Origin of the sequence: Enterococcus casseliflavus NBRC 100478 (assembly GCF_001544095.1) — a bacterium.
Lineage (GTDB): Bacteria > Bacillota > Bacilli > Lactobacillales > Enterococcaceae > Enterococcus_D > Enterococcus_D casseliflavus.
Genome location: NZ_BCPT01000002.1, coordinates 119,867 through 146,761, shown reverse-complemented (window position 1 = coordinate 146,761; position 26,895 = coordinate 119,867). Strand labels below are relative to the sequence as shown.

Here is a 26,895-nt window from a genome sequence, read left to right as displayed (position 1 = left end):
TTTTAAATGTCTATACATTTATTTTAAAAAAGATTGATTTTTGTAACTGCTTCCTTTATGATTAGGGCAGCAAAGAAAAAATGAGGAGTGAATGAAGATGGATTATCAATTTCCAGCAGGCTTTTGGTGGGGGTCAGCCGCTAGTGGCCCACAAACAGAAGGTGTATTTGAAGGCGATGGCAAAGGGGCAAGCATCTGGGATTACTGGTATCAGCAAGAACCAGAGAAATTTTTCAATGAGGTAGGTCCTGAAAAAACCTCGCAAGTCTATACACGCTATCAAGAAGATATTCAACTAATGAAAGAAACCGGCCATACGACGTTTCGGACGTCGATCCAATGGAGTCGTCTCTTCCCGCAAGGCAAAGGAGAAGTCAATCAAAAAGCCGTTGATTTTTACAATGCCTACATTGATGAGTTGATCGCCAACGGGATCGAACCTTTCATGAACCTTTACCACTTCGATATGCCGATGGCGCTGCAAGAAAAAGGCGGCTGGTTGAACCGAGAGACCGTGGACGCCTATGTCGCATTTGCGCAAACCTGCTTTACATTATTTGGTGATCGTGTCAAGAAATGGTTCACTCATAATGAACCGATCGTCCCTGTTGAAGGCGGCTATCTTTACCAATTCCATTATCCAAATGAGATCAACATGAAACATGCAGTCCAAGTTGGGTTCCACGAAACGTTGGCGAGTGCTAAAGCCATCAAAGTCTATCATGAGATGAACCTTGATGGGGAGATCGGCATCATCTTGAACTTGACGCCAAGCTATCCAAGAGATGAGAACGATCCAGAGGATGTCAAAGCAGCGCAAATCGCGGATGCCTTCTTTAATCGTTCTTTCTTAGACCCTGCGGTCAAAGGCACGTTCCCAGAAGAATTAGTGACCATCGTCAAGGAATTGGATATGGTACCAGCGATGGAAGCCGATGATTTACAAACGATTCGCGAAAATACGATCGACTTGTTGGGGATCAATTATTATCAACCTCGTCGTATCATGAAGAAAGAATCACCGATCGATGAAGCGAAAAGTCCAATGCCTGATGATTACTTTGATAACTATGATATGCCGAACAAGAAAATGAACCCGTATCGTGGATGGGAAATCTATGAAAAAGGGATCTATGATATTTTGACGAACACGCGAGAAAACTATGGCAATATCAAGTGCTACATTTCTGAAAATGGCATGGGTGTCGAAGGAGAAGAACGCTTCGTCAATGCTGATGGCGTGATCGAAGATGATTACCGCATCGAATTTGTCTCTGACCACTTGAAGTACGTCCACCAAGCGATCCAAGAAGGAACCAATTGTGTCGGCTACCATATGTGGACCTGCATGGACAACTGGTCATGGACCAATGCTTACAAGAACCGTTACGGATTTATCTCCGTTGACTTAGCAAATGATGCTAAACGAACGGTGAAAAAATCAGGTCGTTGGTTTAAAGAAGTTTCAGATAATAACGGCTTTTAATAACAATGAAAAAAGCAATGCTGTAGGGATAAGCATTGCTTTTTTTGTGTAAAATCGCGGATTTTTCTGTCTTGTTCCGAAGGGCATTCTCTATTAAAAAACCACCTGTTTTTGCAAATGATAAGCTGGGTTAAACAAAAGCACAGTTTTGATATAGAAAAGACTAGACATGGAAACGTTCTGGTGGTATTCTTTAGTAGAAATCGGTTTCATTATTTTGTTTAGGGTTTGAAAGGAGAAAAAACAATGGATAAATTTATTGGATTTATGGAGAAGCACTTTATTCCGATCGCTTCTAAAATAGGCTCTCAAAGACATCTAGTGGCCATTCGTGACGGATTTATCGTAACGATGCCGTTGATGATCTTAGGCTCTTTTGGGGTATTGATCAACAACTTGCCAATTCCTGCCTATATTGATTTTATGAATGGCATTTTTGGTGAAGGAACATGGCAAGCCTTTGGGAACAACTTGTCAGCAGGTACTTTTTCAATACTTGGTCTGTTAATCGCTTTCACAGTAGCGTATAATTTAGCTAAAAGCTACAATCAAGACGCATTAGGTGCTGGGGCGATCTCAGTTGCAAGTTTCTTCGCATTAGGTGCAATGGCGACAGGCCCAGATGGTTTGTTAACAGCTGCCGGACTTGGTTCTCAAGGATTATTTTTAGCATTAATCGTATCGATCATTTCTACTGAGATCTTCCGTCGTCTAGCTGGCAACCCACGCTTAGTCATCAACATGCCTGATGGAGTACCACCAGCAGTTTCACGTTCATTTGCTGCATTATTCCCAGCAATGATCACCGTATCGATCTTTGCTTTGTTTACAGCAATTTTCCAAGCATTTGGTGTGACAAGTATCGTATTGTCCTTCTATGAATTGGTGCAACAACCATTCATGGGCTTGGCAAACTCTTACCCAGCTGCTTTGCTATTAGGTTTTATCTCTGCATTCTTATGGTTCTTTGGTTTACATGGTGCCAACATCATCGACCCGTTCATGCAAACGATCAATGTGCCTGCGATCGAAGCAAACGCACGAGCATTAGAAGCAGGAACAGATTTGCCTTATATCGTGAACAAACCATTCTTTGATTCTTTCGTGAACATCGGCGGAACAGGTGCGACACTAGGTCTTTTGATTGCGATCTTTTTAGTTGCTCGTCATCATAAAGCATATATGACTGTCGCAAAACTATCCGTTGCACCAGGTGTGTTTATGATCAATGAACCAGTGATGTTTGGGTTGCCAGTTGTCTTGAACCCAATCTTGTTCATCCCATATGTGTTGACCCCACTTGTTTTAGTAACGACTGCTTATTTTGCAACCGCAACTGGCTTAGTTCCTGCAAGTACCGTCATCGCACCATGGACGACGCCACCAATCATCGGCGGTATTTTGTCGACACAAAGTATTGCTGGCGGAATCTTGGCAGCTGTTAACTTGATCTTGTCGATCGTTATCTACTTGCCGTTCGTGAAAATGGCGCAAATTCAAGAAACACGCCGTTTAAAAAATGCGTAATGTCTGATCGAGTCGATTAGAAACAAGCGCCAAACGTAATAGACCTTATCCGGCCGCGATCAGAGTGCAATACCCCTTATCACATTGCTTCATTGGAAGGTGCAGTGGTGTGATGACACTCTTTTCGTTTGGCCGGTTCTTTTCTCGTTTTTCAATCAATACAATACAACACACGTTTTGGAGGTGGCAAAATGCCCAAATATATGGAGATCGCAGATGTTCTGCGTAAAAGAATCAAGGACGGAACTTATCCGAAAGACAGTCTTTTACCTTATCAAACAGAGTTAGTAGAAGAGTTTGGCGTCAGCCGAATGACGATTAAAAATGCGGTGAATATCCTGATTATGGAAGGCTTGCTGCTGACAAAGCGCGGCTTAGGGACCAAAGTTTTGAATCATTCCTTTTGGGGCAAAGATACCTCATTGGTGACAGAATACAAAGGCCTGAGCTATCAGATGAAACAAGAAAAACGGACATTGACTAGCCAAGTCATCACCTTTGAAGTCTGTTTTCCTACAACAAGAATTCAAGAGATGCTTCAGATCACTGCCGAACAACCAATCTATCATGTGATCCGTTTGCGGATCTTAGAAGGCAATCCATACATACTCGAGCATTCCTATATGCCGTTGGATCTAGTCAGCGGTTTGACGAAAGAAATCTTGGAAGAATCCGTCTATGACTATCTACTGCAAGATTTAGGCTACAAATTTGCTGGTGCTTATCGGACCTTTCAGGCTGCCAAAAGCGATGAATACGATCAAACCTATTTAGCGTGCCAAGCAGATGACCCAGTATTGGAATTAGAACAGATCATCTATTTAGAATCGGGACGTCCAGTGGACTATTCCTGCAGCCGCAATCGGTATGATGTTCGTGGCTATTCCATGTTAGACATGAAGCCTGACCTGTTACAGCACCGCAAAAAGTAACGGCTTACAAAATGCTTCTTCAACGAAAAAACGCTTCATAGCTACTGTTGGCTATGGAGCGTTTTTGTTTTGACTTAAGAAGTGGGTTGGTTTTGATCACCTAGTTTGGCTAAAATAGTTTCCGCAACGGCTTTGGGGATGCCAGCTTGCTGGATCTCTTCCACGGAAGCTGCTTGGATGTTTTTTAACGACTTGAAGGTTTTCATCAGCTGTTGCTTGCGTTTTGGTCCTAAGCCAGGAATTTCATCCAGTTTGGAAGAAAAGCTGTTTTTACTGCGCAGTTGGCGATGGAAGGTGATCGCAAAACGATGGACCTCATCTTGGATCCGTTGCAGCAAAAAGAATTCGACAGAATTGCGTTCCAGTTGGATCGGATCTAAAAATTCCCCGAAAATCAACTCGCTGGTTTTGTGTTTGTTGTTCTTCACTAAACCTGCAACCGGAATATCTAAACCTAGCTGGTTATGCAGCACTTCTTGGGCAGCACCGACTTGGGCTTTCCCACCATCGATGATGATCAGATCAGGAAAAGGCAGGTTTTCTTTTAGGACACGAGAGTATCGGCGATAGATGACTTCTTGCATAGAACCATAATCGTCGCCGCCTTGTGCAGTACGAATCTTATATTTCCGATAATCATCTTTAAACGGCTTCCCGTCGACAAAAACCACCATTGCAGAAACGGGATCGGTCCCCATGATGTGGGAGTTATCGAAGGCTTCGATCCGATAAGGTGTCGCGATCCCCATGGCATCGCCTAGACGATCCACAGCACCGATCGTCCGTTCTTCAGTACGCTCGATCAACGCAAATTTTTGGGCCAAGGCAATGCGGGCATTTTTATTGGCCAAATCGACCAATTTCTTTTTGTCGCCTCGTTGGGGCTGCAGGACTTTGGTTTCCAACAGCGCTTCTAATGGGGCAGCATCGACATTTTGCGGAACAAAGACTTCTTTGGGAATGAAGTGTTCATTCTTTTGGTAAAACTGGCCGACGAAGGTCAAGAAATCTTCATCCGCTTCATTGTAGAAAGGAAACAAAGAGACTTCTCGTTCGATCAGCTTTCCTTGACGGATAAAGAAGACTTGGACACACATCCAGCCTTTGTCGACACTGTAGCCAAAGACATCACGGTCCATCAGGTCGGTCAGGGTCATTTTTTGTCGCGTCATGACGGTATCGATCGCTTGGATCTGATCCCGCAGCTCAGCCGCTCGTTCAAACTCTAACGTTTCAATGGCTTCGCCCATCTTCTCTTTCAGGTCTTTCAAAATATCGACGTGACCGCCGTGGAAAAAGTGTTTGACTTGATCAACGATCTTCTGATAATCCTTGGGATCTACATTGTTGACATAAGGACAGACGCATTGACCCAAATGATAATAAAGACAAGGCCGCTTTTGAGAAGGACCGCATTTTCGCAATGGAAAGAGGCGATCCAGCACCCGTTTGGTTTCGTTGGCTGCTCGTGCATCAGGATAAGGGCCAAAATATAAAGCCCCGTCTTTTAAAACTTTACGAGTGATGATCAGACGCGGATAGCGCTCTTTGGTCACTTTAATAAAAGGATACGACTTGTCGTCCTTTAGCATGATATTGTATTTCGGTTTGTTTTTTTGAATCAAATTGATTTCCAGCAATAAGGCTTCCGTATTTGATTCGGTAACGACGTACTCAAAATCATTGATTTCTTGAACGAGCCGTTCGGTTTTCGTATCGTGACTGCCGGTAAAGTACGAACGGACACGATTTTTTAAAATTTTGGCTTTCCCAACATAGATAATTTTGTTATTTTTATCTTTCATTAAATAACAACCGGGTTGGTCAGGAAGCAGCGCTAATTTGTTCTTGATTTGTTCGTTCATTTCAAGATCCTTTCTTACTGGTTTGCTCACGAACTGTAAAGGTAGTCAAAGGGCGGTCTAAGATCCACCGAAAAGGGGAACATTAGAGCCCATAGCCAGTACTCTTCATTTTAGCACAAATTTCTTAAGAAACAATCAAACGGGCCAGATCGGCAGCGAGGAAGCGTAATCGTAAGAAAAGGTTAAGAAATCCCACGAGGCGGTGGTTTCCTCCCTTAAAAACAAGTGAATTTATTTGCTTTCTGCTTGTGAGGAATCCTCTTGCGACCACTCCTGAATGAAGGTCCGCAATCCCTCGATGGCTGGTTCTGTGACGGCTTTGCGCTGGATGATGTAAAATTGCCGCTCAAAATTTTTATCCAGCAGTTGATAGCCAATGCCGTGGGCGGCTCGCTTGGAAAGGATCGAACAGCCGAAGCCTTGTTTCAGTAAAGCGACGATCAATTCATTGCTGGCGATCTCAATGATCGGTCCTTGAATATTTTGTTCCTCTAGATAGCGCTTAGTGTAATAGTAGACACCAGAACTCGCTTCTCGGACGAGCCAAGGACCGACTTGGGGATCACCAGCTAAGACGAGCTGATCTTTCAAAATAGGGAAACGCAAAATACTTGGTGCAGATAAGGGTTTTTCAATGATCCCTAAATCTAGTTGATGTTGCTCAAGCGCTGTTAAGACTTCAGCGGAGTTCATCATCGATACCCGAAAACGCACCGTGGGAAAGGCGTTGTATAAAGCAATCATCAAGTCAGGCATCAAGGCCATCGCATAGGTATGAGAGATGCCTAGGGCACAGTGGCTTTGATGCTGCGTGTTGGTATGGATCTCGCTGGCGATCGTCGACCACTCATCCAATAAATTCAGTGCCTTTTCGTAAAGGTACTCTGCTTGGGGCGTGGCGATCACGTTTTTGCGACCATTGCGTAAAAAAAGCGGTGTATCCAGGTCTTGTTCCAACTGCTTGATCTGAGCAGAAACCGTGGGCTGCGAAATAAACAGCAATTCGGCAGCTTTCGAAAAATTTTTCGTTTCATAGACCATCTTGAAGGTCTCCAGTAATTTTAACATTGCAATCCCTTCCATTAGAAAATTCAATCATAACTATTATACCAATAAATCCTACTGATCGGTCAATCTGTGTATAATGGATGTTATATGAAAGGATGAAAGCAATGAAGCAACGACAAACAGCTTTGATACTTCCCGGTTTGTTCCTATCCTTTTCGGTAGCCGTCATCGCCCGAATCATGGCTTTGGCTGTGCCAAAATTAGGGGGAGCAACCCTTGCTATTTTATTAGGAATCATTTTAGGAAATACACTGTTCAAGCAAGAACGCTATCAAGTCGGAACGAAGGTTGCGGAAAGTCGGCTCTTGGAATATTCGGTGGTTTTGCTGGGCTTTACCGTCACTTTCCAGACCATCAGTGAAATGGGCCTTCGGGGCTTTCTCTTTATATTGCTGATGATGAGCTTGGTCATTACCGCTGCTTATTTGATAGGGAAAAAAATGGGCTTTAATCAAAAGATGAGCCTGATGATGGCAGGCGGCAATGCTGTCTGCGGATCCTCTGCGATTGCGGCGATCGCACCGGCCATTGATGCCGATGATGAAGAAAAAGGGCAGATCATCACCTTGGTCAATCTTTTAGGAACAGTGATGATGCTGACGCTGCCGTTTTTAGGCTTGGCCTTATACGGCGATGATCTGTTGCAAAAAAGCGCCTTACTTGGTGGCACGCTGCAATCCGTCGGACAAGTCGTGGCGGGGGCTAGTTTGATTGATGCCGACACCGTCAAATACGCGATGCTCTTTAAAATCGCGCGCATCATCATGTTGGCAGTCGTCGTCATTGTTTTTGAACGAATGACGACAAAGACCCCCACCAAAACCAAAGCCAAAGGCAAGCTGCGGCTGCCGATCCCTTGGTATGTGTTGGGCTTCTTGACCATCTGTATCTTGAACAGCTTCTTGCCGCTGCCTAGCTGGTTGAATGAGGGCGCTCATTTTATCAGTACGTGGTTTGAAACGACGGCGTTGGCAGCCATCGGTTTGCGCCTGGATTTCCGCAAGTTTTTAAAAGAAGGCCCGCGCTTTTTATTCTATGGTCTTTCCGTTGGCGCCGTCCAAACCGTGGGTGCTGTTGCATTGATTTGGTTGCTGCGGCTCTAATGTTTTCACATAAAAGCGATCCATCGTGGTATGCTGTGCTGCCAATAGTGGCTGGCACAATGCGCGATAGCCGGCTTTTTGATAGACATGCAAGGCTGCTTCTAGAGAATGATGGGATTCTAAATAGAGTTGCCGATAACCTAGTTCAACAGCTTTGGCCTCGATCTTCGCCAGCAAGGGATAGCTGAGGCGCTGCCCTTTGGCAGCATCACTGAGATAAAATTTTTGCAGCTCGGCTATTTTCCCTTCTGAATCATAAGCGGCAAGACCACCGCCGCCTAAAAGGGTACCCGATTCATTAGTGACGACAAAATAATGGCGGCTAGCAGGATCTGCTGCATAAAATTCACTTAAATGGTCTAACTCGGGATCAAAATAGGCAGTCCCTGGAACCGCCAACTGGTGGTCGGTCAAGCTTTTGCGAATGATAGCGGCTAAGGGCGCATCATCTTGAGATTGGATCGAACGAAATATCGGCTTCATGCAGCTCCTCCTTAAAGTGAAATTAAATGAATAGCTATAGTGTACCACAGCATTGAGGTAGTGTTTAGTGATGATAAGAAAAGCCATCCTCGCAATGGCGCCCCTCTTTAATAAGAAAACCGCCCCCTCGTTGCCGGGCTCCTAATGTGAAAAGGAGTATGGCGCAACGAGGGGCGGTTTTTGTACGTTAGTCATGGAAGCAGTAATTAGAGCGTTTCACCATTAGAGGCGATCACTTGCTGGTACCACGCAAAGGAATCTTTTTTCAAACGATTCAAGGTTCCTTTTCCAGTATTGTCTTTGTCGACATAGATCATGCCATAGCGTTTTTCCATTTCGCCGCTGCCGAAGCTGACGATGTCAATGATCCCCCAAGGCGTATAGCCTAATAACGGTACACCATCTTCAACCACCGCTTTTTCCATCTGTTCGATATGCTCTTTCAGGTAAGTGATACGGTAGTCATCATGGACTTGCTGTTCATCGGTTAATTGATCGTAAGCACCAAAGCCATTTTCTACGATAAATAGCGGCAAGTCATAGCGTTGATAGATCGTATTCAACACATAACGCAACCCGACTGGATCGATAGGCCAGCCCCAATCAGAAGCACTGATATAAGGATTACTCACGATTTTTGCTCCTGGGATATCCTCAGTTGGTGTGCCAGCCACCTCATCAAGGGTTGAGATCGTTCCTGACATGTAATAGCTGAACCCAATATAATCAACGGTTCCCGCTTTTAATAGCGCTTGTTCCTCGGGCGTGATCTCAATCGTGATGCCTTTTTTCGCCCAATATTTTTGCACATAGGTTGGGATCTTGCCTCGTACGTGGACGTCGCTGTAAAAATAGCGCCGTTCATTGGCTTTGACGGATGCCATCAAATCAGCGGGTGCGCAAGAGTAGGGGTAGACTGGGACATAGGCCATCATACAGCCAATCTGAAAATCTGGATTGATTTTTTTGCCTTCGATCACCGCTGCCGCACTGGCAATCAACTCATTGACGCCCGCTTGAAAGACGAGTGCTTCTTTTTGACTGTCATCCTCGATGATCATGGCAGAATTGGTCCAAACGTGCAGCGGCTCTTGCCCATCTGCTTGATTATTGATCTCATTGAAGGTCATCCAATACGTTACTTTGTCACGATACCGTTGAAAAACGGTCTTAGCGAATTTGACAAAGAGGGGAATCACTTCTTTGTTAGCAAACCCACCAAATTCTTCATAGAGGGCATAAGGCATTTCAAAGTGGGACAAAGTGATCACGGGTTCGATGCCGTTTGCCTGCAATTCGTCGAAAAGATCATCGTAGTATTGGAGACCGGCTTCATTTGGTTCTTCTTCTGTTCCAGTTGGATAGATCCGACTCCAAGAAATCGATGTCCGTAGACATTTCAAGCCCAGCTCTTTGAATAACTGGATATCTTCTTTGTACCGGTGATAAAAGTCAATGGCTTCATGGTTCGGGTAATACTCTCCTTCAATGACGCCTTTGGTGATTTTACGGGGAATACCGTTGCCACCGGCCGTCATAACATCAGCGGTACTCATTCCACGGCCAGCAACATTCCAAGCGCCTTCCGCTTGATGGGCAGCGATCGCGCCGCCCCATAAAAAATCTTTTGGCATTTTTGCGGACATAAATTTCATTCCTCCTCGACTCATTCGTTTGCTTATAATTCCACTTTTTGGGAACGGTTAGAGGCGATCACGAATGGCAAATAGATCAAGACCGAAATCGCAAGACAAACGACACCGACAACTGCAGCGATCGCATTTCCTCCAGTTCCTAAAAAGAGATTAATGATTCCTGGGGTCGTCCATGGTACCCCAATCGCTGGGGTCGGCATGATCGGCCAGACAACAGTGACAAAATAACCCACTAAAATATTGACCATTGGCGTCAAAATAAACGGAATGATCATGATTGGGTTCAAGACGATCGGTAGACCGAAGATCATCGGCTCATTGATTTGGAAAATTCCTGGAACTAAGGACATTTTAGCGATCTCACGTTGTTCTGGACGTTTTGAAGCGATGAAGATCGCAATGATCAAGCCCAATGTCATACCAGTTCCGCCCATATTTGCGAACATATCATTTAAAACGCCCCATGTTTCTTTGTAAGGAACGTCCCACAAGGAGCCGCCTTGGTTGATAAAGTCTAGGTTAGCTAGGTCCTGTTCGGTAAAAATCGCTGAACGAACCGCATTCAAAGTATTTGGTCCATGGATCCCGATCGCAAACAACGTAGTTTGCAAGAACGCCAAGATCAAGACACCGACGACATTGCCCCCCAGATCCCGCAATGGACTTTGGATCCCATTATAAATCAGTTCATTGATGCCTTCTGGCGCGATCATCAAAACTAAGAAATTGATCAAAGCAGTGACTGCCACGATGATCACGATCGGAATCATGCCAGAAAAGGAACGAGAAACTGCTGGTGGTACCATTTCAGGCATTTTGATCTGCAGTCGTTTGACTTTGAAAAGCTTCGGCAAGAATTCACCGACCAAACAAGCCACGATCATAGCTACAAACAACCCTTGGGCGCCTAAATATTGTGTGGAGATCACATTGACATCATCTACTGCAAAGGAGGTCGGGTACAAGATCATAAAGGCAGCGACACTTGTCAAACCAACTAGCGTAGCATCTGCTTGGAAATGCTTGGCTAAAAGCTGAGCAACAAGAAACGCAATAAATAAACTCATAATGTTGATGGTCCCGTTCGCCACGGAAGCCAGGACTTGCTGGGCACTTTCCAGATTCGGGAAAAGTCGATTCAGTTGAAATAATTGCACGATGAAACTCTCATTGGAAAATAAAATATTGTTGACCAAAATAACGAGAGAAGAAGCGATGGTCAGTGGGAAAATCAGCATGAACGCATCTCGAATCGCTGCTACGTGGCGTTGATTGTTCAACTTTGTTGCGATTGGTACCAACGAGCGGTCTAACAGGTCATTGAATTTTTGCATAATAATAACACCTTTCATTAATTGATGCCATCATTATAGCGAATGAAAACGTCTAAAAGTAAGCGGATACGGATTCCGTACATATCTCTCAAGAAATGAAAAAAATTCCGCAGCTGGAACACAGTGTTACAAAAAAAGATGGTTCAGTAAACTGAACCATCAAGAATGGGCACGATAATCTTGCAAATAGCCGATCAGCGTTTCTAAAATCGCTACTGAAGGCAGTTGACTAGTCAAATCAAGAAAGATGTCTTTGCGTTCCTCTTTGATCGCATACTCGATCGAATAATCGCACAGGCGTGCCAACGTACTTTCCCGATTTGGGGTAATGCAGTACTTCTGCACGATCGCCTGATTGTCTAAACCGGTAATGACTTCGATCAGTTCTTTGGTTTCACCAGAGACACTCAAAAAAACCAAAACATTCTTTTGATCTTTTCGCAAAAAGCTTTTGATCGGGTAGGTCAGTTCATCAATGCTGATGCTAAAGTAACCGAGACTGGCCAACTTGCGGGCAACGTATTGCGCGATCGCACCGGATGCCCCCATCCCCATAAATAAGATCAAATCGGCATCCCGCATCGCTTCGGCGAGTTTTCGTATTTGGTATTCCGCATCAGGGTGGAAGATCTGCATATTCAAGCCTTTGATGCGCGCTTCTAAACCTAAGTGTTCAGGATGTGCGTCAAAATGGGCTTTTTCTAAATGATTTTTGATATAGAAGCGAAATTCTGGAAACGACTGAAAGCCGACTTTTTGAATAAAACGAAAGACCGAAGTCGAAGAGACATGAGCATCATCGGCAATGTCGCGCACACGCATATACGGGATCTTTTCTAAGTGATTGACGATAAAACGGTAGATTTCTTGTTCTACCGCAGAGAGCTTGTTCAAGTTTAATTGTTCAAAAAGCGCCATGCTGGTTCCTCGCTGTCCTAGATAATCAATTTACACCAGTATAGCATATCCGAACTTTTAACGGTGCAGCTGTTGGTGGATCTGATAGACTGCGCCGATCAAGCCGGCGTCGTTTTTCAGCTTCGCTGGACGAACAGGTGCGATGGTTTGTCCGCGCAAATAATTGATCGCTTCATGCCGTGTTTCCGTGATCGTCAAGCGAGCCTGCAGGCGTTCCCAGAAATAAGGATTGGCACTGATGCCGCCGCCGATCAATACCAATTCTGGATCAAAGCAGCTGATCAAATTGATCAGCCCTACAGACAGATCCGTCAGAAATTGGTCCGTCAGCTTCAGCGCCAACGCTTCGCCTTGCTGCGCGCGGTCAAAAATCTCTTTGGCGTCTTGGGTGGGTTCAAAGCCAGGAACTGCTGCCCCCGCTAAATTGTAGAGGCGAATCAAGCCGCCCACGACGGCAGTTTTTTTATTAATGGAACTTTCCTCGATATTGCCTTCTTCTGGCAGCTGATCGATCACCATCCAGCCAAATTCACCAGCCATGCCATGAGCACCTCGGTAGACTTGATTATTGATCACGATCCCACCGCCTACACCAGTGCCTAGGACAAGACACAAGTAGTTGGCAGCCTCTTGCGCATTGCCGATCCATTTTTCAGCGATCGCTGCTGCATTGGCATCATTTTCCACCGCCACAGGCAACCCTGTACGCGCTTCCAAGACTGCTTTGAAATTTTCGCCATATAACGATTTGATGGCGCCCGCAGTTAACATAAAGCCGTCTTTTTGAACGATCCCGGGGGCGCTGATCCCAATGCCATCAATCGGGTGGCGGCTCTGGGCATCTTCGATGATCGTGAGTAGATCCTGATAAAACTGGGCTGGCTCATAGCTAGTAGGGATCGCTGATTTTTCAAGGATCACTCCGCTTTCATCTAAAACACCATATTTAATACTTGTTCCGCCAATATCAAATCCTACGTACATTCTTCTTCCTCACCTTCTAAAACATTGTTGCCTTAAGTGTACCATCTGGCAGGAGGAATTTTTTTCTTTTTTTAGCTATTTTTTGCCTGCCGTTTCCGCTGCATCCAAATAAAACAAAATGTCACTTTTGCCTTCCTGATTGGTTCCTTTGTACACTTCCGTATCCAGACCTCCGATACGAAAGCCTGCTCGCAAGTAGAACAGACAGGCAGAAGGATTGTTGTCCTGTGCTTGCGTGTAGATGCCGCGATAACCTTTGGCAAGGGCCGCTTTCAGTGCCTGGTGGATCAGTAGTTGACCGATTCCTTGCTTACGGTAGTCTGTGTTGACCTTTAAGTCATAGAGGTACAGATACTTGAAAAAAGCGTCTTGAACGATCGCTAAGCCGATGCATTTTCCATCATCATAAGCACCGATAAACAGACTGTTTCGGCTCATTTCGTCATAGCAATAATTTTCATCTGGGAAACACATCGTCTGAATGTCTTCGGATGCAAATTTACAGATCGTGTACTGCCAGTTGCCCTCATTATAAGTCGGCAGCAGTTTCCCCCATAAGGAGAAGGGTTCGTTTTTCAAGCGGATATCAGCTTGATGTTTTTGATCGATCCGTTTGATTTCTAGCATGGGGCACCTCGATTTTCTATAGTTTTCAATCATGAGTATTTAAAAGTAAGTTGTTGCAGTTTAGTTTACTACAAAGAATGAAAAATCACGATACTTATTAAACAGTCTGGTCTTCCTGTGAGAAGGGACGTTTTTGTAGGAGAACTTAGTTGTTTGTCTATACATTGAGGTTGGAAAAAGCAGAAATATTCCATTGATACCTTAGTCACAATGACCGACGGAAAAATACGCCTTAAGTTTGATTATATTTATCGCTTGTTTTTTTATACTGAAGGTAGATAGAAAAAACGGAGGACAATCACTTGAAGAAAGCAATTAGTATGATCCTGCTCGTGTTAACGATCGGGACCGTCACATTGGTTACAGGGTCTTATTTTACGAAAGATGATTCCAGCGAACTGATTCAGCTGGTGGATCGTTTCAATCCGTTCGTACCGGAGAAAAAGGTCTATGTCAAAACATCCAACGAGTATGGCGTGTTGCAAGAACACGATTCCTACGAATATACACAAGAAGGGGTCAATGAAGATGGGCAAAAGATAAAAATCACGTTTTGGGCACCACAAAAGCTAAAAGAAAATGCCTACCTAGAGCTTGATGCAAAGGGCAAACATGTGGAGTCGTATCAAGAGGTGACCGAGCAAGATCTCCCTGACGCCGTCAAAGACGAGTTGGTTACGACTCATTGATCATCAAGCCTGCTTGAAAAAAAGGACAGGAAGTCATTTCCCGCAATTTGGGAGATGGCTTTTTTCGTGTATTCACTTAGAGAAAAGCTCGCCAAGATTTGATTTAGGTGAAAAAGATTAGAGGATGATAGAATTTTCAGAAAAAATAGATATTTTTTTCAATTCTTAGTTGCAATAGCAGAAGCGTCTGGTATTCTCTATGAGGTAGTTAAAAAAATCATTCATATAATTAAAAATAGCGACAATGAGAGAATCACCTTGTATGGAGGATCAACGGTTTTCAAGGAGGAACCTATGACAGAAAAAAATCAATTAAAAAAGCAGATGAAAACCAGACATATCACTATGTTGGCACTAGGTGGCGCCATCGGTGCTGGCCTATTCAAAGGCAGCGGTGAAGCGATCCAGTTAGCGGGGCCTGCGGTCTTGCTGGCGTTTATTTTTTGCGGGCTGATCTTATTTGTCGTCATGACAGGACTGGGACAGTTGGTCTTATCTGACCAAAAACAACATGGTCTTTCGGGCTTAGTCCAGCCATATCTTGGCGTGCATACAGCCGATTTCATTGACTGGATCTACTGGTCAATGTGGATGATCAACATCATCGCCGAAGCAGTTGCTGCCGCAAGCTTTTTGCAGTTGTGGTTTCCCAATATTCCAGCTTGGATCTTTGTGTTGATTTTGGCACTGCTCACGACCATCATCAATTTGTTTTCGGTTCGCTTGTTTGCGGAAACGGAATACTGGCTTTCGTGGGCCAAAATCAGTGTGGTGATCGCGCTGATCTTGGTGGGTCTCTATCTGGTTGCCACGCAAGTTTTAGATCTGGGCTTTTTACCGACGATGAGACAAATGACAGACTATGGCGGTTTTGCCCCCCATGGCATCAAAGGGTTTATCAATTCTTTACTGGTCGTAATCTATTCGTACGGCGGTTCTGAATTAGTAGCCATTACGATCAGTGAAGCGGAAAATCCCAAAAAAGCGATCCCGCAAGCAATCAAAGGAGTGATGACTCGGATTGCCGCTTTTTACATCATTCCCTTGTTTCTTTTACTGATCATTTATCCGTGGAATCAATTAGCCGATCCAAATGTCAGTCCTTTTGTGATGGTGTTTCAAAAAATCCATGTCCCATTTGCCTCCGACATCGTCAATTTAGTGATTATTTTGGCTTTGTTTTCGTCGATCAATTCTGGGGTCTATGCTTCTTCAAGAACGTTGTTTTTCCGATTAAGCAACAATGGCCAGAAAAAAAGCCGCTTTACGATGCTGAATAAAAACAGCGTGCCCCAACGAGCGATCATGTTTTGCAGCGGTACTTTATATCTTGGGGTCGTTCTTTCTTACTTTTTAGGCGACAAACTCTTCAATTATCTAGCAGGCTCCCTGTCTTATACTGTATTGCTGATCTGGTTGCTGATCAGTGCGGCGGCGTTTGTTTTGGTACGCAAGCAGAAGAAAATGGGCTATACGATTTTCTTGAGTGGGGCGATCCTTGCACTGATTTTGCTGTTTGTCGGTATTTTGATCACTAACCCATTGGCGGTCACTGGCTTCACCGCACTATTGTATACGATCATTTTTCTTAGTTTTTATTGGAACCATCGAAAAATAGGGGAAACCAGTGAAAAAAGTTGAAGAAACGTCCCTTAAGACATAAACTGATGGGGAAGGAACCCCGCGTTCGGTTGTTTCTTCGTTTCTCAGGAATGTGACGATAAAATAAAGTGTAGGAGAAAACGAAAATGGTTAATTTTTGGACATTGATTTTCGGCACCCTCAGCTGGGTCGTGGTGGAAAGTCTGCTTTACAACCCGATGCATAAGTGGGGCAAGTTTTGGGCGAAAGAATCAGGAATGGCAGAGAAGATGGCTGATCAGCAGATGACGACCGGTGACATGCTCTTTACCTTTGGCGGCACGATCGTTGGTGGGATCCTCTTATCAGCAGCGACCTATCAAGTCGTCTATTGGTTTGCAACATTCGATCATGATGGTTGGCTGATGACCTCCTTGCAAGTCGCTTGCTTATTGTGGTTAGGGGTTTATGGGGTCGCCACCTTCGTGATGGCTGTTTACTCGGGACAGTCCCGCAAATTAGTCGGGTTGCACCTTGTGAATGGGTTTCTAGGAGTGATCGTTTTAGGACTTGTTGTCGGCTTGATTGGACAGTAGGCAACGATCATACCCCAGCGAGAGCGTTCAAAGGTCTCAACGAATCAATCCTAAAGAAAGCCGATCTTGTTTCAACAAGGTTGGTTTTTTTTGTGCGTAAAATTAATCTTACTATAAAAAATAGCTATAAAAGCAAATAATTTATGCTATACTAAAAGCACTTTAATCTGTAGGAAACCCAAATCCGCGGATTGCGGAAAAATCATCAAAGAAGCAAAATTAGGGGCAAAGAGGAGGAAAAAATGAAAACGAAAAGCATGTTAGGTAGAGGAATATTTGCTGCCGTTTGTTTAGCGACACTATTTTTCTTGACAAGCTGCAGCAGCTCAGGGGTTGACTCTGCAGCTGCGAATCAAGTATTGACCAATAGCAACAGTCATCAACAATATGCTTTGTATCTATTTGAAGATGGAAGGATCACTGTCAATAAAACGCTGACTTTTTTTACCAATCCGAATCAGGAACCTGCGGACTTGGTAGAAGAACAAGAGACACAATTAGCACAGATCAACGAAATACTACAAGCAGAGTTTCCCAAAAGCAAAGCACTGACTGCGGCAGACATCGGCACTATGCACACCTTTGAAGTGACCAATGCCCAAGTGATCATTGATCAAGAGAAAAAGGAAGTGCGCATGACTGGCGATGATTTTGAGAAAGTATTCAAAATGGCGGACGACAATGACAAGCGTCTGATCGATGACGAACAAAACGAGTACGAGTTTTCGTATGAGGAAAACTAGCAAGTGACAAAAAAACGGCTGCCTCCGACGAGACAACCGCTTCAGACAGTAGACAAACCTTAGACAAAAATGAGGTTTGTCTTTTTTTCGTTGCAAAATTTAGTGGCTATTACGGAAAACATTTTGCGCAAGGAGTAAGTCCGCGACTTTGCGCTTCTGCTAAAGTTGCAGGCGTTTAGGTACCGTTGCCGCATTTTCTCGTATGGTATTTCGAACCTGTTGGTGTAACGAGGACCGACGTTTGGGCTTGGTTGCTAGCAGCGGCTGGCTGGCTTTGTTCTGGCACAGTTGCCGCTGCTTGTCGTTCTTCCTCCGCCTTGGCTTGGGCGGCTGCTTGTTCGTTGGCAATGATCGTTTGCGCCACTGTTTTCGTTCGAGCAGCTAATTCCTCATCGGGGGTCTTGAGACGAGCGACGGCATCCTCTGCCTGAGCGAGTCGGTCTTTTGTCAGTTCCGCCTCTGCTGCTTCCACCGCTTGGACAGCTTCTGTAACGAGGGCTTCTGCTTCTTTCTCAGAAATCTTGGTTTCTACAGTGGATAACCGACTTTCAAACGTTTCCTTATTCAAAACCGCTTGTGCGACCAATTCTTTTGCCTGATCGAAATCACTGCGTTCAAGAGAAGCTTCAGCAGTATCAAGGGCTTTGCCGATGGCAAGATGGTCTTCAACTACCGCGAGCCGAGTAGCGAGATCTTCGTAGGTTTTACTTAAAGCATGAATCAGCGTCACGGCTTCGTTGTAATTCTTTTGGTTTGGCTGGGTTTCGGCAAGAGCCAGTGCCGTCTCGGCTTTTACCAGTGCTTCTTGTTCTTGTTTTTCAGCTTGCAAACTCGCTAGGAATGCGTGAGAAGGTTTGACGGTGACGCCCTCTTCTTTAGTGATTCCACCCATGGAGGTTTGGAGAGTAAATTCCTGTTCCTCTTCATCTTCCAGTTGGACAGCATAAGAAAATGTTTCGTCCGCCAGCGAAACCTCCACCCCGTTGATCGTCAGTTGCGCTTCTGGGTTGGTTCGCCCAGTGATCGCCGCTTCGCCTTGCTCATTCGTAACCAGTTCTGCTTCATCTACGTGAAGCTCCGGTGTTGCTGCAGGAGTCAATAGTGCCCCGCCAATCAATAAGAGAAAACCACCCATAAAAATAACGATTTTGTTGCGAAGCGGCTTTTTCTTGATCAATCCAAGAATAAAAAAGATTCCGCTTACAACCATTGTCAAAAAACCAATAACAAAAATAAACATCCCCATAACTCTTTTCAATTCCTTTCTTGTGAATATTTTAATTATAACATTTTTACTAACGTATCCGCCATCAATAACCGACTAGTAAGGGTTGCTGAGCGTACGGAAGAAGCTCAACTAGCAAATTAGCAATTATTTTTATCAATATTAAATAGATTTAAGGTATTTTTTATTATAAAATGATATAGAAAAGAGTTGTTTTTCGTTTGCGGTTGTTTTTTTGGTTAAACAGCTCTTGGTACGAATACACTTGTTTGCTTCATCACTGGAAAAAATGTTTCGAACAAACGGATGAGAGCGAGCAACTACCTGCAAACAAGCAGCTTTCCTTCGCTGCTTCCCCCAACTAACACCATAAAAAAATATTCCCTCTCACTTGCAACCAAGCCACTTCATTGATAAGAAAATCAGTATGTGCAAAAGGAGAAGCAATGAAAATCACACAAATCCAATGTCCCAGCTGCTTGGGTCAGTTAACCGTTGACTGGGAGACAGGGAAAGCAGTCTGCCAGTATTGCTTAACGAAGTCAGTCCTACATTCGCCGCCAAAACAAACGCAAGAAGCTTCGAATGAACAGGTTCCCGTAGTTTTTCAAGAAGTCAAAGAAGGGTTTTATTCGTTTACCTTTAATGAAGACGAGGTAGCAAATGCCTTGAAAAAATGGCTGATCCAACAGGAATCAGTTCCTGAGGACATTGTCGTTCATCTTGAAGTCAGCGAGGTAAAACGATATTTTATTCCGATTTATGAATTTCAGGTGACCTATACGATGCACTGGGAGGGGGCCTTTGGCTACGATACCCATTCCATTGCTTGGGACGGCTCGCATACGACCACGTGGGAAAAGAAGCGAGGCGACCATCCAGATGAGACGGTCATACTCTATCAATGCGGCAGTTCGGAGGTGATCGAGCAAGAAATTCCTCAGAGCTTCGAGGTCAATGATGAAATGAAAAGAAAACCGCACTTTAGTACCGATCAAAAGGAATTTCAACAGCTAGTCTCAGCACATGCTATTCATGTTTTTCCCTTTGATATTGAGCAAGAGCAGGCGCTCTTTGGTTCTGAAAAACAAGCGGAACTGAGAGCCCATGCGAATGCCGTGATCCAGAAGAAAGAATCTGCCGATCATCTAAAAGAGCTGCACCTAGATCTTTCCCTGATCAGCTGTGCTACAGAAAAGCTCTACTTTCCCCTGTATATGGGCATCTTCAAGTACCAAGAGCGATCCTTTGAATTTGCGATCGACGGCAAAGATCCTGACCGAATGAAGCTGCCGATTATCCCACAATGCCAAGAAACCTTACAAACGGTTGCGAATTTTTCAAAAGCTCGCAAGGTTTTTGGCTGGTCCTCTGTACTCTTTTTTACGTTAGGCGTGCTCCTGCTGTTCCTTGCATTATTCATTTCTGAATGGATCCCTCTAGGAAGAGTATTCAGGGCTGTCATAGGGGGGATTGTCATGAGCTCCCTGCCAACTGCCGTCTATTGGGTAGTATCGGGGATAGTGTTGCACTTTCTAAAAGAACAGTATCTCAAAACAGTCCAAAAATTTAGAGATGAGCTTAAAAGAGAATTATTAGGTAAGAAAACGGCTGGGACAGCTTTGTTAGCAAACTATGAGAAGCGTGGGAAGCATCTTGCAAGAATCAGGAAATATTATGAATGGCTCGATACGCTTGCTTATGTGGTCGTGATCGCTACCCTTATTTGGAACATTCGTCGGTTTTTTTGATAAGCCATCTTGTTGAAAAAAATGATTCATAAAAAAGGAGAAAAAATGAAAATCACACAAATCCAATGCCCCAGTTGCTTAGGGCGTCTAGAAGTTGATTGGGACTCAGGAAAAGCAGTCTGTCAGTATTGCTTGAATGAGCTGTTGATCAAACCAGAACAAAAAAACCAGGAACAAACAAACCAAGTCGTCTCGCTGAAAGAGTTGCCACGCATTCAAGGGACCGTCAAAGAAGGATTTTATCCGTTTGCCTATGATGAAAAGGCATGTGAAGCTGCGTTGAAAAATAAACTAGCCTGGCAAGACACCATCTCGGAAAGTATCTTTTTTGAGCTAGAGATGGTTCATCTAAAACGTGTATTTATCCCGATGTATTATTTTCAAATTGCTTATGATGCGCAAGTGAGAGGGAGCTATGTCTACGAGGAACAGCAGAGGGAGAGTGGGCGCATTACTGCCGACATTTCTTTACATAACAGCGGGAACACAACGGTTTTCAATGAATATTTCCCTACGGATACCCAAAAAGAAGCGGATTACAGTATCAATGGTAAGCTGCCGCTGCATCTTCAAAAAGGAGCCGCCTATTGCACGGATATGCAGCAGTTTTCGGCACTTAGCCAAGACGTTCAGGTGCTACCCTTTGATATTTCCAGAGAAGCGGCACTCTCTGATACCCATCTATTGGAAGTCTTCGAAGCAAAAGCCAAAGACCATTTGGTGGGATCAGATGTTGCTAATGAGGTTCAACTGACTCTTTTTCCGAAACAATGTGATACGGAAAAACTGTATTTTCCTTATTACATTGGCGAATTCAAGTACGGAAACCAAACCTATTCTTTCGTGGCTGATGGCACCGATGCTGAACGTCTCTTTCCAACCCAGCTTCCTGAATGTGAGCAGCTGGTGCAAGTGAAGAAAAGTTTTTCCAAAACCAGTAGTGTCCTTTGGCAGTTCTGCTATACCTTTTTTTCATTCGGAATAATTTCAGGGACCCTTTTAAATGTTCTTTTTGGTGGCTTTTTAATGCCTGCTGTTGCCTTTAGTCTGCTCGCTTCAGCGGTCATCTTGCTGATTGCTTGTCTTGCGACTTGGTATTTCTTGCTCGTACCAGAGGTCAAGTTTTTCTCAGAGTACGGAAGATTCAAAGCAGAACTTTCTCAGGCGTTGAGTCAGTCGGATGGATCAACGGCTGCTGTGAAGAAAGCTTTTGAAGCCCGTAGGAAGAAACTCGTCCGAAAGACAGTATTTTACAGCGGTCTGGAAAACATGGCGTATGAATTTGCCTTGATTCTTTTTTTAGCAATCCTGACTTGGTATTTTGATTTTTATGGCTTATCGCTGCTAGTGTTGCTGGCGTTTGTCAGCTGGAATACGATCCGTATCTTTACAACGGATAGCTCCGATGCCTGTATCGAAACGAAAGGATAATTCAATGGATATTATTCCGATTCAATGCCCCCACTGCCTAGGAGAACTAGAAGTCAACTGGGACGCTGGCACGGCGATTTGTCTGTATTGTCGTGGGAAAATGGTGATCAAACAATCTTTCGATCCTACCAAAAGGCCGCATGCCAATCCTATGACAGCAAAACAGCTTTCGTTGACGCATCTTGCTTTTTTGCTGAAGAAAATCAGTCAATCAGCTGCTGCCAACCAAACGATGGATCCTCTTCCCCTAGGAAACTCCTCAGCGGCAGGGGGTTCAAGTGATCACAAGCAGTCAAAGCAATCGGCAATGAATCAGACGTCTTTGATTCAGCAGGCGCCACGCGATCCAGTCAAGGAGCGGCAAACTCGTTTGAATGCTTTTTTGCAAGAGCAAGATTTTTTGTTCTATTTTTCTGGGGAAAGACAAGTGCTGCCACGGCAATGGCAAAGACAAGTCCTTACCAGTTTTCAAGTGCCTGAAACGGAGACGCCTCTGGCACTGCTAACGGCACAGATGACTGGCAAGAAAGCGAATGCGGGGCTACTTTTTGGTATCGAGCGAGTGTATTTGTGCACGTACGAAAAGAAAGAAAAACGAATAGCCAGTTTTTCGTGGAGTATTTGGAAAACTCTTTCCTTTTCGTTCCAACATAAAATCTTTGGCAGTTTTTTGGTGGTTCAACAGGAATATCGTGTTCCTCTTCAAGCATTGGGCTTTGCGACCCAATCATTTTTGCAAGAATTACAGCAGTTGTTGCAAGAGTGGGAGGCTGGCTAGTGCTGAGTATCGATGAAATCAAATAGGGAATCAATTTATTGGTCAAAAAAACAAAGAGAGCGTCGCAAACAGCGGCGCTCTTTTTTTATTCATTTGGTTTCTAGGTTTCCAACTCAGCGTCGTTGGTTTCTGATAAATACTCGGCTTCATCGTTTAAAAGACTGGCCGTCGTTCGCAGCGTGTCGTAAGAATGCAAAACGGCAGCGAGGCTTTTTTGCGAATCACTGATTTTCATGGTCGTCGAATCGGCACTATCTAACACGACTAAGGCTTGTTGGTTGATGGCTTGCATGGTTGCGGCAATGGTTTGGGTCAACTGCTTGGTCTGTTCAGCTAATTTTTGCATTTCATCCGCAACCACCCGAAAGCCAGCTGCCTGTTCGCCGATCCGTGCCGTTTCGATGGAAGCATTGAAGGACAGTAGTTTGGTTTGTTGCGCAATGCGGTCGATGTCATGCAGCACCGCTGTCACCTGTTGGCTATCCATTTCTAAGGCATGGGTCGTTGCTTGATTTTGATCAGACAGCTGTTTGACTTGCGCCAAGTTCTCTGACAAATGATCGACTTGCTGGTGTCCGTTGGCAGAAAGTCGTGTCAGGGAAGCCGCACTTTCTTGCACTTTTTTGATAGTGACCGCTAAGGCTTGTTCTCTTTGGGTAATGTCAAAAGCGATTTTGACGACGTTAACGACTTCTTGCTGCTCATCGAGGACGGGGAAGTAAATCCCTTCTAAAATCAGTTTTTCTCCTTGTTTGTTTTTCCGAATGATTTTGTCTTGAAACCGTTGCTTTGAGTAAAGCAGTTGATTCCAGAAAGTTTGGTAATCCGTACTGGCAGCATAATGGTCAAAACAAAAGGTCCGATGCGGCAAGCCAATGATTTCTTCTTGGCTATAACCTAGGATATCCGTCATGTTGGCATTGGCGAAAACAACTTCTTTTTGCGGATCAAAGACTATGACAGCGAGTTCTTGAAAAATAGCAGCGAGCAGACGGTTATTTTGTGTTTCATCTAATGTTAATTTCATACGTACTTACCTACGCCTTTCAGTTTTTTTGGAAGTTTACACAGCGAGTGTCTTACAGTTATCGGTGATGAAGGCAAGGCAGTTAAGAGTGCAAAAACCACCTTTTTTGTCGAACAAAATACCTGGAAGCAGAAGGAAGCAAGATTCTTTGCATCAGAATGACTTGGTGGTACCCTTAAGTTCAACACGAACGATTTCAAACAAAAGGAGAGAATCGTATGACAGATAGAATTTCGTTGGAAAAAGCAGCCGTTGAATTTAGTGAGGCAAATGCACCGCACCCACGGATCTATGAATTACCGCCAGAAGAAGGGCGCGCACTATTGGAACAAGTCCAAGAGTCACCCGTCAATAAATTGGCGGTTGAGATAGAAGATCAGACCGTAGATACAGGCGAATGGGGGAGCATCAATGTTCGTTTTGTTCGTCCTGAAGGAAATCATGCGATTCTTCCTGTCATTTATTATCTCCATGGCGCGGGCTGGGTCTTCGGCAGTGCCGCGACTCATGATAAATTGATCCGTGAATTGGCGGTACGAACCAACTCGATCGTCATTTTTCCTGAATATAGTCGTTCACCAGAAGCAAAATACCCAACGGCGATCGAACAAAATTATGCGGTCTTGCAGCAATTACCAGGATTTGTCGATGTCAAAGACTTAGACCTTAGCCGTTTGACCGTGGCTGGCGATTCCGTAGGTGGGAACATGGCGACGGTTATGACCTTGTTGACGAAAGCCCGTGGCGGCATTCCGATCGCACAGCAATTATTGTTCTATCCTGTGACAGATGCCCGCTTTGATACGCCTTCGTATGAAGCATTCGGTGAAAATTATTTTCTGACCAAAGAAGGGATGCAATGGTTCTGGGATCAATACACGACGGATGAAACACAGCGGGATCAAATGACTGCTTCTCCACTACGCGCGACCAAAGAGGAGTTAGCCGATCTTCCGCCAGCGTTGATCATTACAGGCGAAGCAGATGTCTTGCGGGATGAAGGGGAAGCCTATGCGCAGCATTTACGAGCAGCTGGCGTGGAAGTCACCCAAGCACGGATGCAAGGGATCATCCATGATTTTGTGATGGTCAATGCGATGGATCAGACCCAAGCCGCACGAGCGGCCATGACACTGGCTGTCGGATGGCTGACGGAAAAAAATGTCCCCGCAGAATAAAAAACCGTCAAAAGAAGCTTCTTTTTATGCGGTGTTCTGAGACAGAAAAGGATGTATGGAGTGGAGCGATCCACTCCTTTTTTTGTCGGAAAAATTGAAAGACGTACACCTGCAGTCTGAAGCAGATGCAAACGCTCTCTAAAAAAACTCGTTTTTATAATACAGATTTTAATAAGTGTTTTTCGTTGATAAATAAATAAAAAGTGCTATTATATGTATTGTGATTAATACAGTTTTTGAAAAGAGGTAATACAGTGAGTGCAAAAGGATCAGAAATCATTGTTGAAAGTTTAGAGAATCATCGGGTGCCTTATATCTTTGGGATTCCTGGTGCAAAAATCGATGGCGTGTTTGACGTGTTGAGTGATCGGGGACCAGAGTTGATCTTGGCACGACATGAACAAAACGCGGCCTTTATGGCACAAGCAATCGGTCGCCTGACAGGAGAGCCAGGAGTCGTCATTGCAACAAGCGGACCAGGAGCCAGTAATTTAGCGACTGGGTTGGTCACGGCAACTGCCGAAGGTGATCCCGTCTTGGCACTAGCAGGCCAAGTGAAGCGTTCTGACCTTTCAAAATTGACCCACCAAAGCATGAATAATGCGGCGTTGTTTGCGCCGATCACGAAATTCAGCAGTGAAGTCCAAGATCCTGAAACCCTTTCTGAAAGTATTGCCAACGCCTTTCGCATCGCAAAAACAGCGAAAAAAGGGGCGAGCTTTTTATCCATTCCTCAAGATGTGACAGACGGAACCGTTCAAGGGGCAGCGATCAAACCTCTATCTTCGCCTAAATTAGGCAGTGCCGATGCAGAAGATATCCAGGCACTCGTCGATCGGATCAAAGAAGCCAAACTGCCTGTCTTACTCTTAGGGATGCGGGCTTCAGGCGTGAAAGAAACACAAGCGATTCGTCATTTAGTTGCAAAAACTGGGTTGCCTGTCGTAGAGACCTTCCAAGGTGCTGGGATCATTTCTCGTGAATTAGAAGAGCATTTCTTTGGCCGCGTCGGCTTATTCCGCAATCAGCCGGGTGATATGCTGTTGAAACGCAGCGACTTAGTGATCGCTGTAGGGTACGACCCGATCGAATACGAAGCCCGCAACTGGAATGCGGAAAAAGATGCCCGCGTGATCGTCATCGATGAAGTACCGATGGAGATCGATCCATTTATGCAGCCAGAAGTTGAATTGATGGGCAGTATCGCGAAAATTATTGAACAACTATCAAAAGCCATCAATCAGTATCACTTGAGCGAAGACGCCCAAAACTATTTAACGACGCTGCAAACCAAACTCAATGAAAAACCAGCGGATGTCGAAGGCAGTAACAATACCTTGCATCCCTTGGAAATCATCGATGCTTTGCAACAAGAAGTGACCGACGATATGACGGTAACGGTGGATGTCGGCAGCCACTACATTTGGATGGCCCGTCATTTCCGTAGTTATGAGCCACGGCATCTGCTCTTTAGTAATGGCATGCAGACCTTAGGGGTCGCTTTGCCATGGGCGATTGCTGCAGCGCTCGTGCGACCAAATACTCAAGTGATCTCTGTATCTGGCGATGGCGGCTTCTTGTTTTCTGCCCAAGAGTTAGAAACAGCTGTCCGTTTGAAACAAAACATCATTCACTTGATTTGGAATGACGGTACTTACAATATGGTGAAATTCCAAGAAGAAATGAAATATGATCGTGCTTCTGGGGTTGATTTTGGACCCGTTGATTTCGTAAAATATGCCGAAGCATTTGGTGCCAAAGGCCTACGGGCAACCACTAAACAAGAATTGATGGCAGCCATCGAAGAAGGCTTTGCAACGGATGGTCCAGTGATCATTGATATCCCTGTGGATTATTCAGATAATGCCGATCTGGGCAAAACGATCCTACCTGATCAATTTTATTAAGACCAAA

The 26,895-nt window shown here is 44.6% G+C and carries 23 protein-coding genes; 13 read left to right on the top strand and 10 right to left on the bottom strand.

What is annotated here, in order from left to right; all coding sequences use genetic code 11:
* Positions 1-97: 97 nt before the first annotated feature.
* From gmuD to ECA1_RS02555, 3 genes are all read left to right on the top strand, one after another.
* The gene (gene gmuD, locus ECA1_RS02565) at positions 98-1,486 is read left to right on the top strand and encodes a glycoside hydrolase family 1 protein (protein ID WP_015508750.1); all 1,389 of its coding nucleotides are present in this window, start codon (positions 98-100) and stop codon (positions 1,484-1,486) included.
* A gap of 246 nt (positions 1,487-1,732) precedes the next feature.
* Entirely contained in the window at positions 1,733-3,013 is a 1,281-nt protein-coding gene (locus ECA1_RS02560) for a PTS sugar transporter subunit IIC (RefSeq protein ID WP_005232725.1), read from the top strand.
* Positions 3,014-3,204: 191 nt separating this feature from the next.
* Positions 3,205-3,945: a GntR family transcriptional regulator gene (locus ECA1_RS02555; RefSeq protein WP_060791644.1), complete on the top strand. Its 741-nt coding sequence runs from the start codon at positions 3,205-3,207 to the stop codon at positions 3,943-3,945.
* Between the two features lie 74 nt (positions 3,946-4,019).
* On the opposite strand, the gene uvrC is transcribed toward ECA1_RS02555, so the two are convergent.
* Positions 4,020-5,810, bottom strand: coding sequence for an excinuclease ABC subunit UvrC (gene uvrC / locus ECA1_RS02550; protein WP_060791643.1), 1,791 nt, complete (start codon positions 5,808-5,810; stop codon positions 4,020-4,022).
* Between the two features lie 231 nt (positions 5,811-6,041).
* Entirely contained in the window at positions 6,042-6,893 is an 852-nt protein-coding gene (locus ECA1_RS02545; RefSeq protein WP_060791642.1) for a LysR substrate-binding domain-containing protein, read from the bottom strand.
* Positions 6,894-6,958: 65 nt separating this feature from the next.
* On the opposite strand from ECA1_RS02545, the gene ECA1_RS02540 reads away from it, so the two are divergent.
* On the top strand, positions 6,959-7,981 hold the full coding sequence (locus ECA1_RS02540) for a YeiH family protein (RefSeq protein WP_060791641.1): 1,023 nt from the start codon (positions 6,959-6,961) through the stop codon (positions 7,979-7,981).
* Here the strand turns inward: ECA1_RS02540 and ECA1_RS02535 are convergent.
* The 6 genes from ECA1_RS02535 to ECA1_RS02510 form a co-directional block, all read right to left on the bottom strand.
* A complete protein-coding gene (locus ECA1_RS02535) occupies positions 7,907-8,464 on the bottom strand; it encodes a GNAT family N-acetyltransferase (RefSeq protein ID WP_015508754.1) in 558 nt (185 codons plus the stop codon). The two genes, ECA1_RS02540 and ECA1_RS02535, sit on opposite strands and share 75 nt — an antisense overlap.
* 206 nt (positions 8,465-8,670) lie before the next feature.
* Positions 8,671-10,110, bottom strand: a complete 1,440-nt coding sequence (locus ECA1_RS02530) for a 6-phospho-beta-glucosidase (protein ID WP_060791640.1) — start codon at positions 10,108-10,110, stop codon at positions 8,671-8,673.
* A 32-nt stretch (positions 10,111-10,142) separates the two neighbouring features.
* Entirely contained in the window at positions 10,143-11,453 is a 1,311-nt protein-coding gene (locus ECA1_RS02525; RefSeq protein WP_008376519.1) for a PTS sugar transporter subunit IIC, read from the bottom strand.
* A 159-nt stretch (positions 11,454-11,612) separates the two neighbouring features.
* A complete protein-coding gene (locus ECA1_RS02520) occupies positions 11,613-12,371 on the bottom strand; it encodes a MurR/RpiR family transcriptional regulator (protein ID WP_060791639.1) in 759 nt (252 codons plus the stop codon).
* A 57-nt stretch (positions 12,372-12,428) separates the two neighbouring features.
* A complete protein-coding gene (locus ECA1_RS02515) occupies positions 12,429-13,355 on the bottom strand; it encodes an ROK family protein (protein ID WP_060791638.1) in 927 nt (308 codons plus the stop codon).
* Positions 13,356-13,430: 75 nt separating this feature from the next.
* On the bottom strand, positions 13,431-13,982 hold the full coding sequence (locus ECA1_RS02510; RefSeq protein ID WP_060791637.1) for a GNAT family N-acetyltransferase: 552 nt from the start codon (positions 13,980-13,982) through the stop codon (positions 13,431-13,433).
* A 320-nt stretch (positions 13,983-14,302) separates the two neighbouring features.
* On the opposite strand from ECA1_RS02510, the gene ECA1_RS02505 reads away from it, so the two are divergent.
* From ECA1_RS02505 to ECA1_RS02490, 4 genes are all read left to right on the top strand, one after another.
* On the top strand, positions 14,303-14,671 hold the full coding sequence (locus ECA1_RS02505; RefSeq protein WP_060791715.1) for a YxeA family protein: 369 nt from the start codon (positions 14,303-14,305) through the stop codon (positions 14,669-14,671).
* 294 nt (positions 14,672-14,965) lie between these two features.
* Positions 14,966-16,312 carry an amino acid permease gene (locus tag ECA1_RS02500; protein ID WP_060791636.1) on the top strand — a complete coding sequence of 449 codons (1,347 nt, stop codon included), beginning with the start codon at positions 14,966-14,968 and terminating at the stop codon, positions 16,310-16,312.
* Positions 16,313-16,419: 107 nt separating this feature from the next.
* Entirely contained in the window at positions 16,420-16,848 is a 429-nt protein-coding gene (locus ECA1_RS02495) for a DUF1761 domain-containing protein (protein WP_005226702.1), read from the top strand.
* Positions 16,849-17,090: 242 nt separating this feature from the next.
* Complete coding sequence (locus ECA1_RS02490; RefSeq protein WP_060791635.1) at positions 17,091-17,591, top strand: hypothetical protein; 501 nt, start codon at positions 17,091-17,093, stop codon at positions 17,589-17,591.
* A 175-nt stretch (positions 17,592-17,766) separates the two neighbouring features.
* On the opposite strand, the gene ECA1_RS02485 is transcribed toward ECA1_RS02490, so the two are convergent.
* Complete coding sequence (locus ECA1_RS02485) at positions 17,767-18,831, bottom strand: serine protease (protein WP_236596106.1); 1,065 nt, start codon at positions 18,829-18,831, stop codon at positions 17,767-17,769.
* A gap of 431 nt (positions 18,832-19,262) precedes the next feature.
* Between ECA1_RS02485 and ECA1_RS02480 the strand changes: the two genes are divergently transcribed.
* The 3 genes from ECA1_RS02480 to ECA1_RS02470 are packed head-to-tail and all read left to right on the top strand — an operon-like array spanning position 19,263 to position 22,776.
* Positions 19,263-20,567: a hypothetical protein gene (locus ECA1_RS02480; RefSeq protein ID WP_016609083.1), complete on the top strand. Its 1,305-nt coding sequence runs from the start codon at positions 19,263-19,265 to the stop codon at positions 20,565-20,567.
* 45 nt (positions 20,568-20,612) lie between these two features.
* Complete coding sequence (locus ECA1_RS02475; protein ID WP_060791634.1) at positions 20,613-21,998, top strand: hypothetical protein; 1,386 nt, start codon at positions 20,613-20,615, stop codon at positions 21,996-21,998.
* A 4-nt stretch (positions 21,999-22,002) separates the two neighbouring features.
* A complete protein-coding gene (locus tag ECA1_RS02470; protein WP_060791633.1) occupies positions 22,003-22,776 on the top strand; it encodes a hypothetical protein in 774 nt (257 codons plus the stop codon).
* A gap of 100 nt (positions 22,777-22,876) precedes the next feature.
* On the opposite strand, the gene ECA1_RS02465 is transcribed toward ECA1_RS02470, so the two are convergent.
* Positions 22,877-23,803, bottom strand: coding sequence for a methyl-accepting chemotaxis protein (locus ECA1_RS02465; protein WP_060791632.1), 927 nt, complete (start codon positions 23,801-23,803; stop codon positions 22,877-22,879).
* Positions 23,804-24,021: 218 nt separating this feature from the next.
* On the opposite strand from ECA1_RS02465, the gene ECA1_RS02460 reads away from it, so the two are divergent.
* Together ECA1_RS02460 and alsS are read left to right on the top strand one after the other, a co-directional pair.
* Positions 24,022-24,981, top strand: a complete 960-nt coding sequence (locus tag ECA1_RS02460; protein WP_060791631.1) for an alpha/beta hydrolase — start codon at positions 24,022-24,024, stop codon at positions 24,979-24,981.
* 254 nt (positions 24,982-25,235) lie between these two features.
* Positions 25,236-26,888: an acetolactate synthase AlsS gene (gene alsS / locus ECA1_RS02455; protein ID WP_060791630.1), complete on the top strand. Its 1,653-nt coding sequence runs from the start codon at positions 25,236-25,238 to the stop codon at positions 26,886-26,888.
* Positions 26,889-26,895 lie beyond the last annotated feature (7 nt).

What these genes read in the sequence shown, in the direction of transcription:
- gmuD (WP_015508750.1), top strand. Translation starts at nt 98, where the DNA reads ATGGATTATCAATTTCCAGCAGGCTTTTGGTGGGGGTCAGCCGCTAGT.
- ECA1_RS02560 (WP_005232725.1), top strand. Translation starts at nt 1,733, where the DNA reads ATGGATAAATTTATTGGATTTATGGAGAAGCACTTTATTCCGATCGCT.
- ECA1_RS02555 (WP_060791644.1), top strand. Translation starts at nt 3,205, where the DNA reads ATGCCCAAATATATGGAGATCGCAGATGTTCTGCGTAAAAGAATCAAG.
- uvrC (WP_060791643.1), bottom strand. Translation starts at nt 5,810, where the DNA reads ATGAACGAACAAATCAAGAACAAATTAGCGCTGCTTCCTGACCAACCC.
- ECA1_RS02545 (WP_060791642.1), bottom strand. Translation starts at nt 6,893, where the DNA reads ATGGAAGGGATTGCAATGTTAAAATTACTGGAGACCTTCAAGATGGTC.
- ECA1_RS02540 (WP_060791641.1), top strand. Translation starts at nt 6,959, where the DNA reads ATGTTATATGAAAGGATGAAAGCAATGAAGCAACGACAAACAGCTTTG.
- ECA1_RS02535 (WP_015508754.1), bottom strand. Translation starts at nt 8,464, where the DNA reads ATGAAGCCGATATTTCGTTCGATCCAATCTCAAGATGATGCGCCCTTA.
- ECA1_RS02530 (WP_060791640.1), bottom strand. Translation starts at nt 10,110, where the DNA reads ATGTCCGCAAAAATGCCAAAAGATTTTTTATGGGGCGGCGCGATCGCT.
- ECA1_RS02525 (WP_008376519.1), bottom strand. Translation starts at nt 11,453, where the DNA reads ATGCAAAAATTCAATGACCTGTTAGACCGCTCGTTGGTACCAATCGCA.
- ECA1_RS02520 (WP_060791639.1), bottom strand. Translation starts at nt 12,371, where the DNA reads ATGGCGCTTTTTGAACAATTAAACTTGAACAAGCTCTCTGCGGTAGAA.
- ECA1_RS02515 (WP_060791638.1), bottom strand. Translation starts at nt 13,355, where the DNA reads ATGTACGTAGGATTTGATATTGGCGGAACAAGTATTAAATATGGTGTT.
- ECA1_RS02510 (WP_060791637.1), bottom strand. Translation starts at nt 13,982, where the DNA reads ATGCTAGAAATCAAACGGATCGATCAAAAACATCAAGCTGATATCCGC.
- ECA1_RS02505 (WP_060791715.1), top strand. Translation starts at nt 14,303, where the DNA reads ATGATCCTGCTCGTGTTAACGATCGGGACCGTCACATTGGTTACAGGG.
- ECA1_RS02500 (WP_060791636.1), top strand. Translation starts at nt 14,966, where the DNA reads ATGACAGAAAAAAATCAATTAAAAAAGCAGATGAAAACCAGACATATC.
- ECA1_RS02495 (WP_005226702.1), top strand. Translation starts at nt 16,420, where the DNA reads ATGGTTAATTTTTGGACATTGATTTTCGGCACCCTCAGCTGGGTCGTG.
- ECA1_RS02490 (WP_060791635.1), top strand. Translation starts at nt 17,091, where the DNA reads ATGAAAACGAAAAGCATGTTAGGTAGAGGAATATTTGCTGCCGTTTGT.
- ECA1_RS02485 (WP_236596106.1), bottom strand. Translation starts at nt 18,831, where the DNA reads ATGTTTATTTTTGTTATTGGTTTTTTGACAATGGTTGTAAGCGGAATC.
- ECA1_RS02480 (WP_016609083.1), top strand. Translation starts at nt 19,263, where the DNA reads ATGAAAATCACACAAATCCAATGTCCCAGCTGCTTGGGTCAGTTAACC.
- ECA1_RS02475 (WP_060791634.1), top strand. Translation starts at nt 20,613, where the DNA reads ATGAAAATCACACAAATCCAATGCCCCAGTTGCTTAGGGCGTCTAGAA.
- ECA1_RS02470 (WP_060791633.1), top strand. Translation starts at nt 22,003, where the DNA reads ATGGATATTATTCCGATTCAATGCCCCCACTGCCTAGGAGAACTAGAA.
- ECA1_RS02465 (WP_060791632.1), bottom strand. Translation starts at nt 23,803, where the DNA reads ATGAAATTAACATTAGATGAAACACAAAATAACCGTCTGCTCGCTGCT.
- ECA1_RS02460 (WP_060791631.1), top strand. Translation starts at nt 24,022, where the DNA reads ATGACAGATAGAATTTCGTTGGAAAAAGCAGCCGTTGAATTTAGTGAG.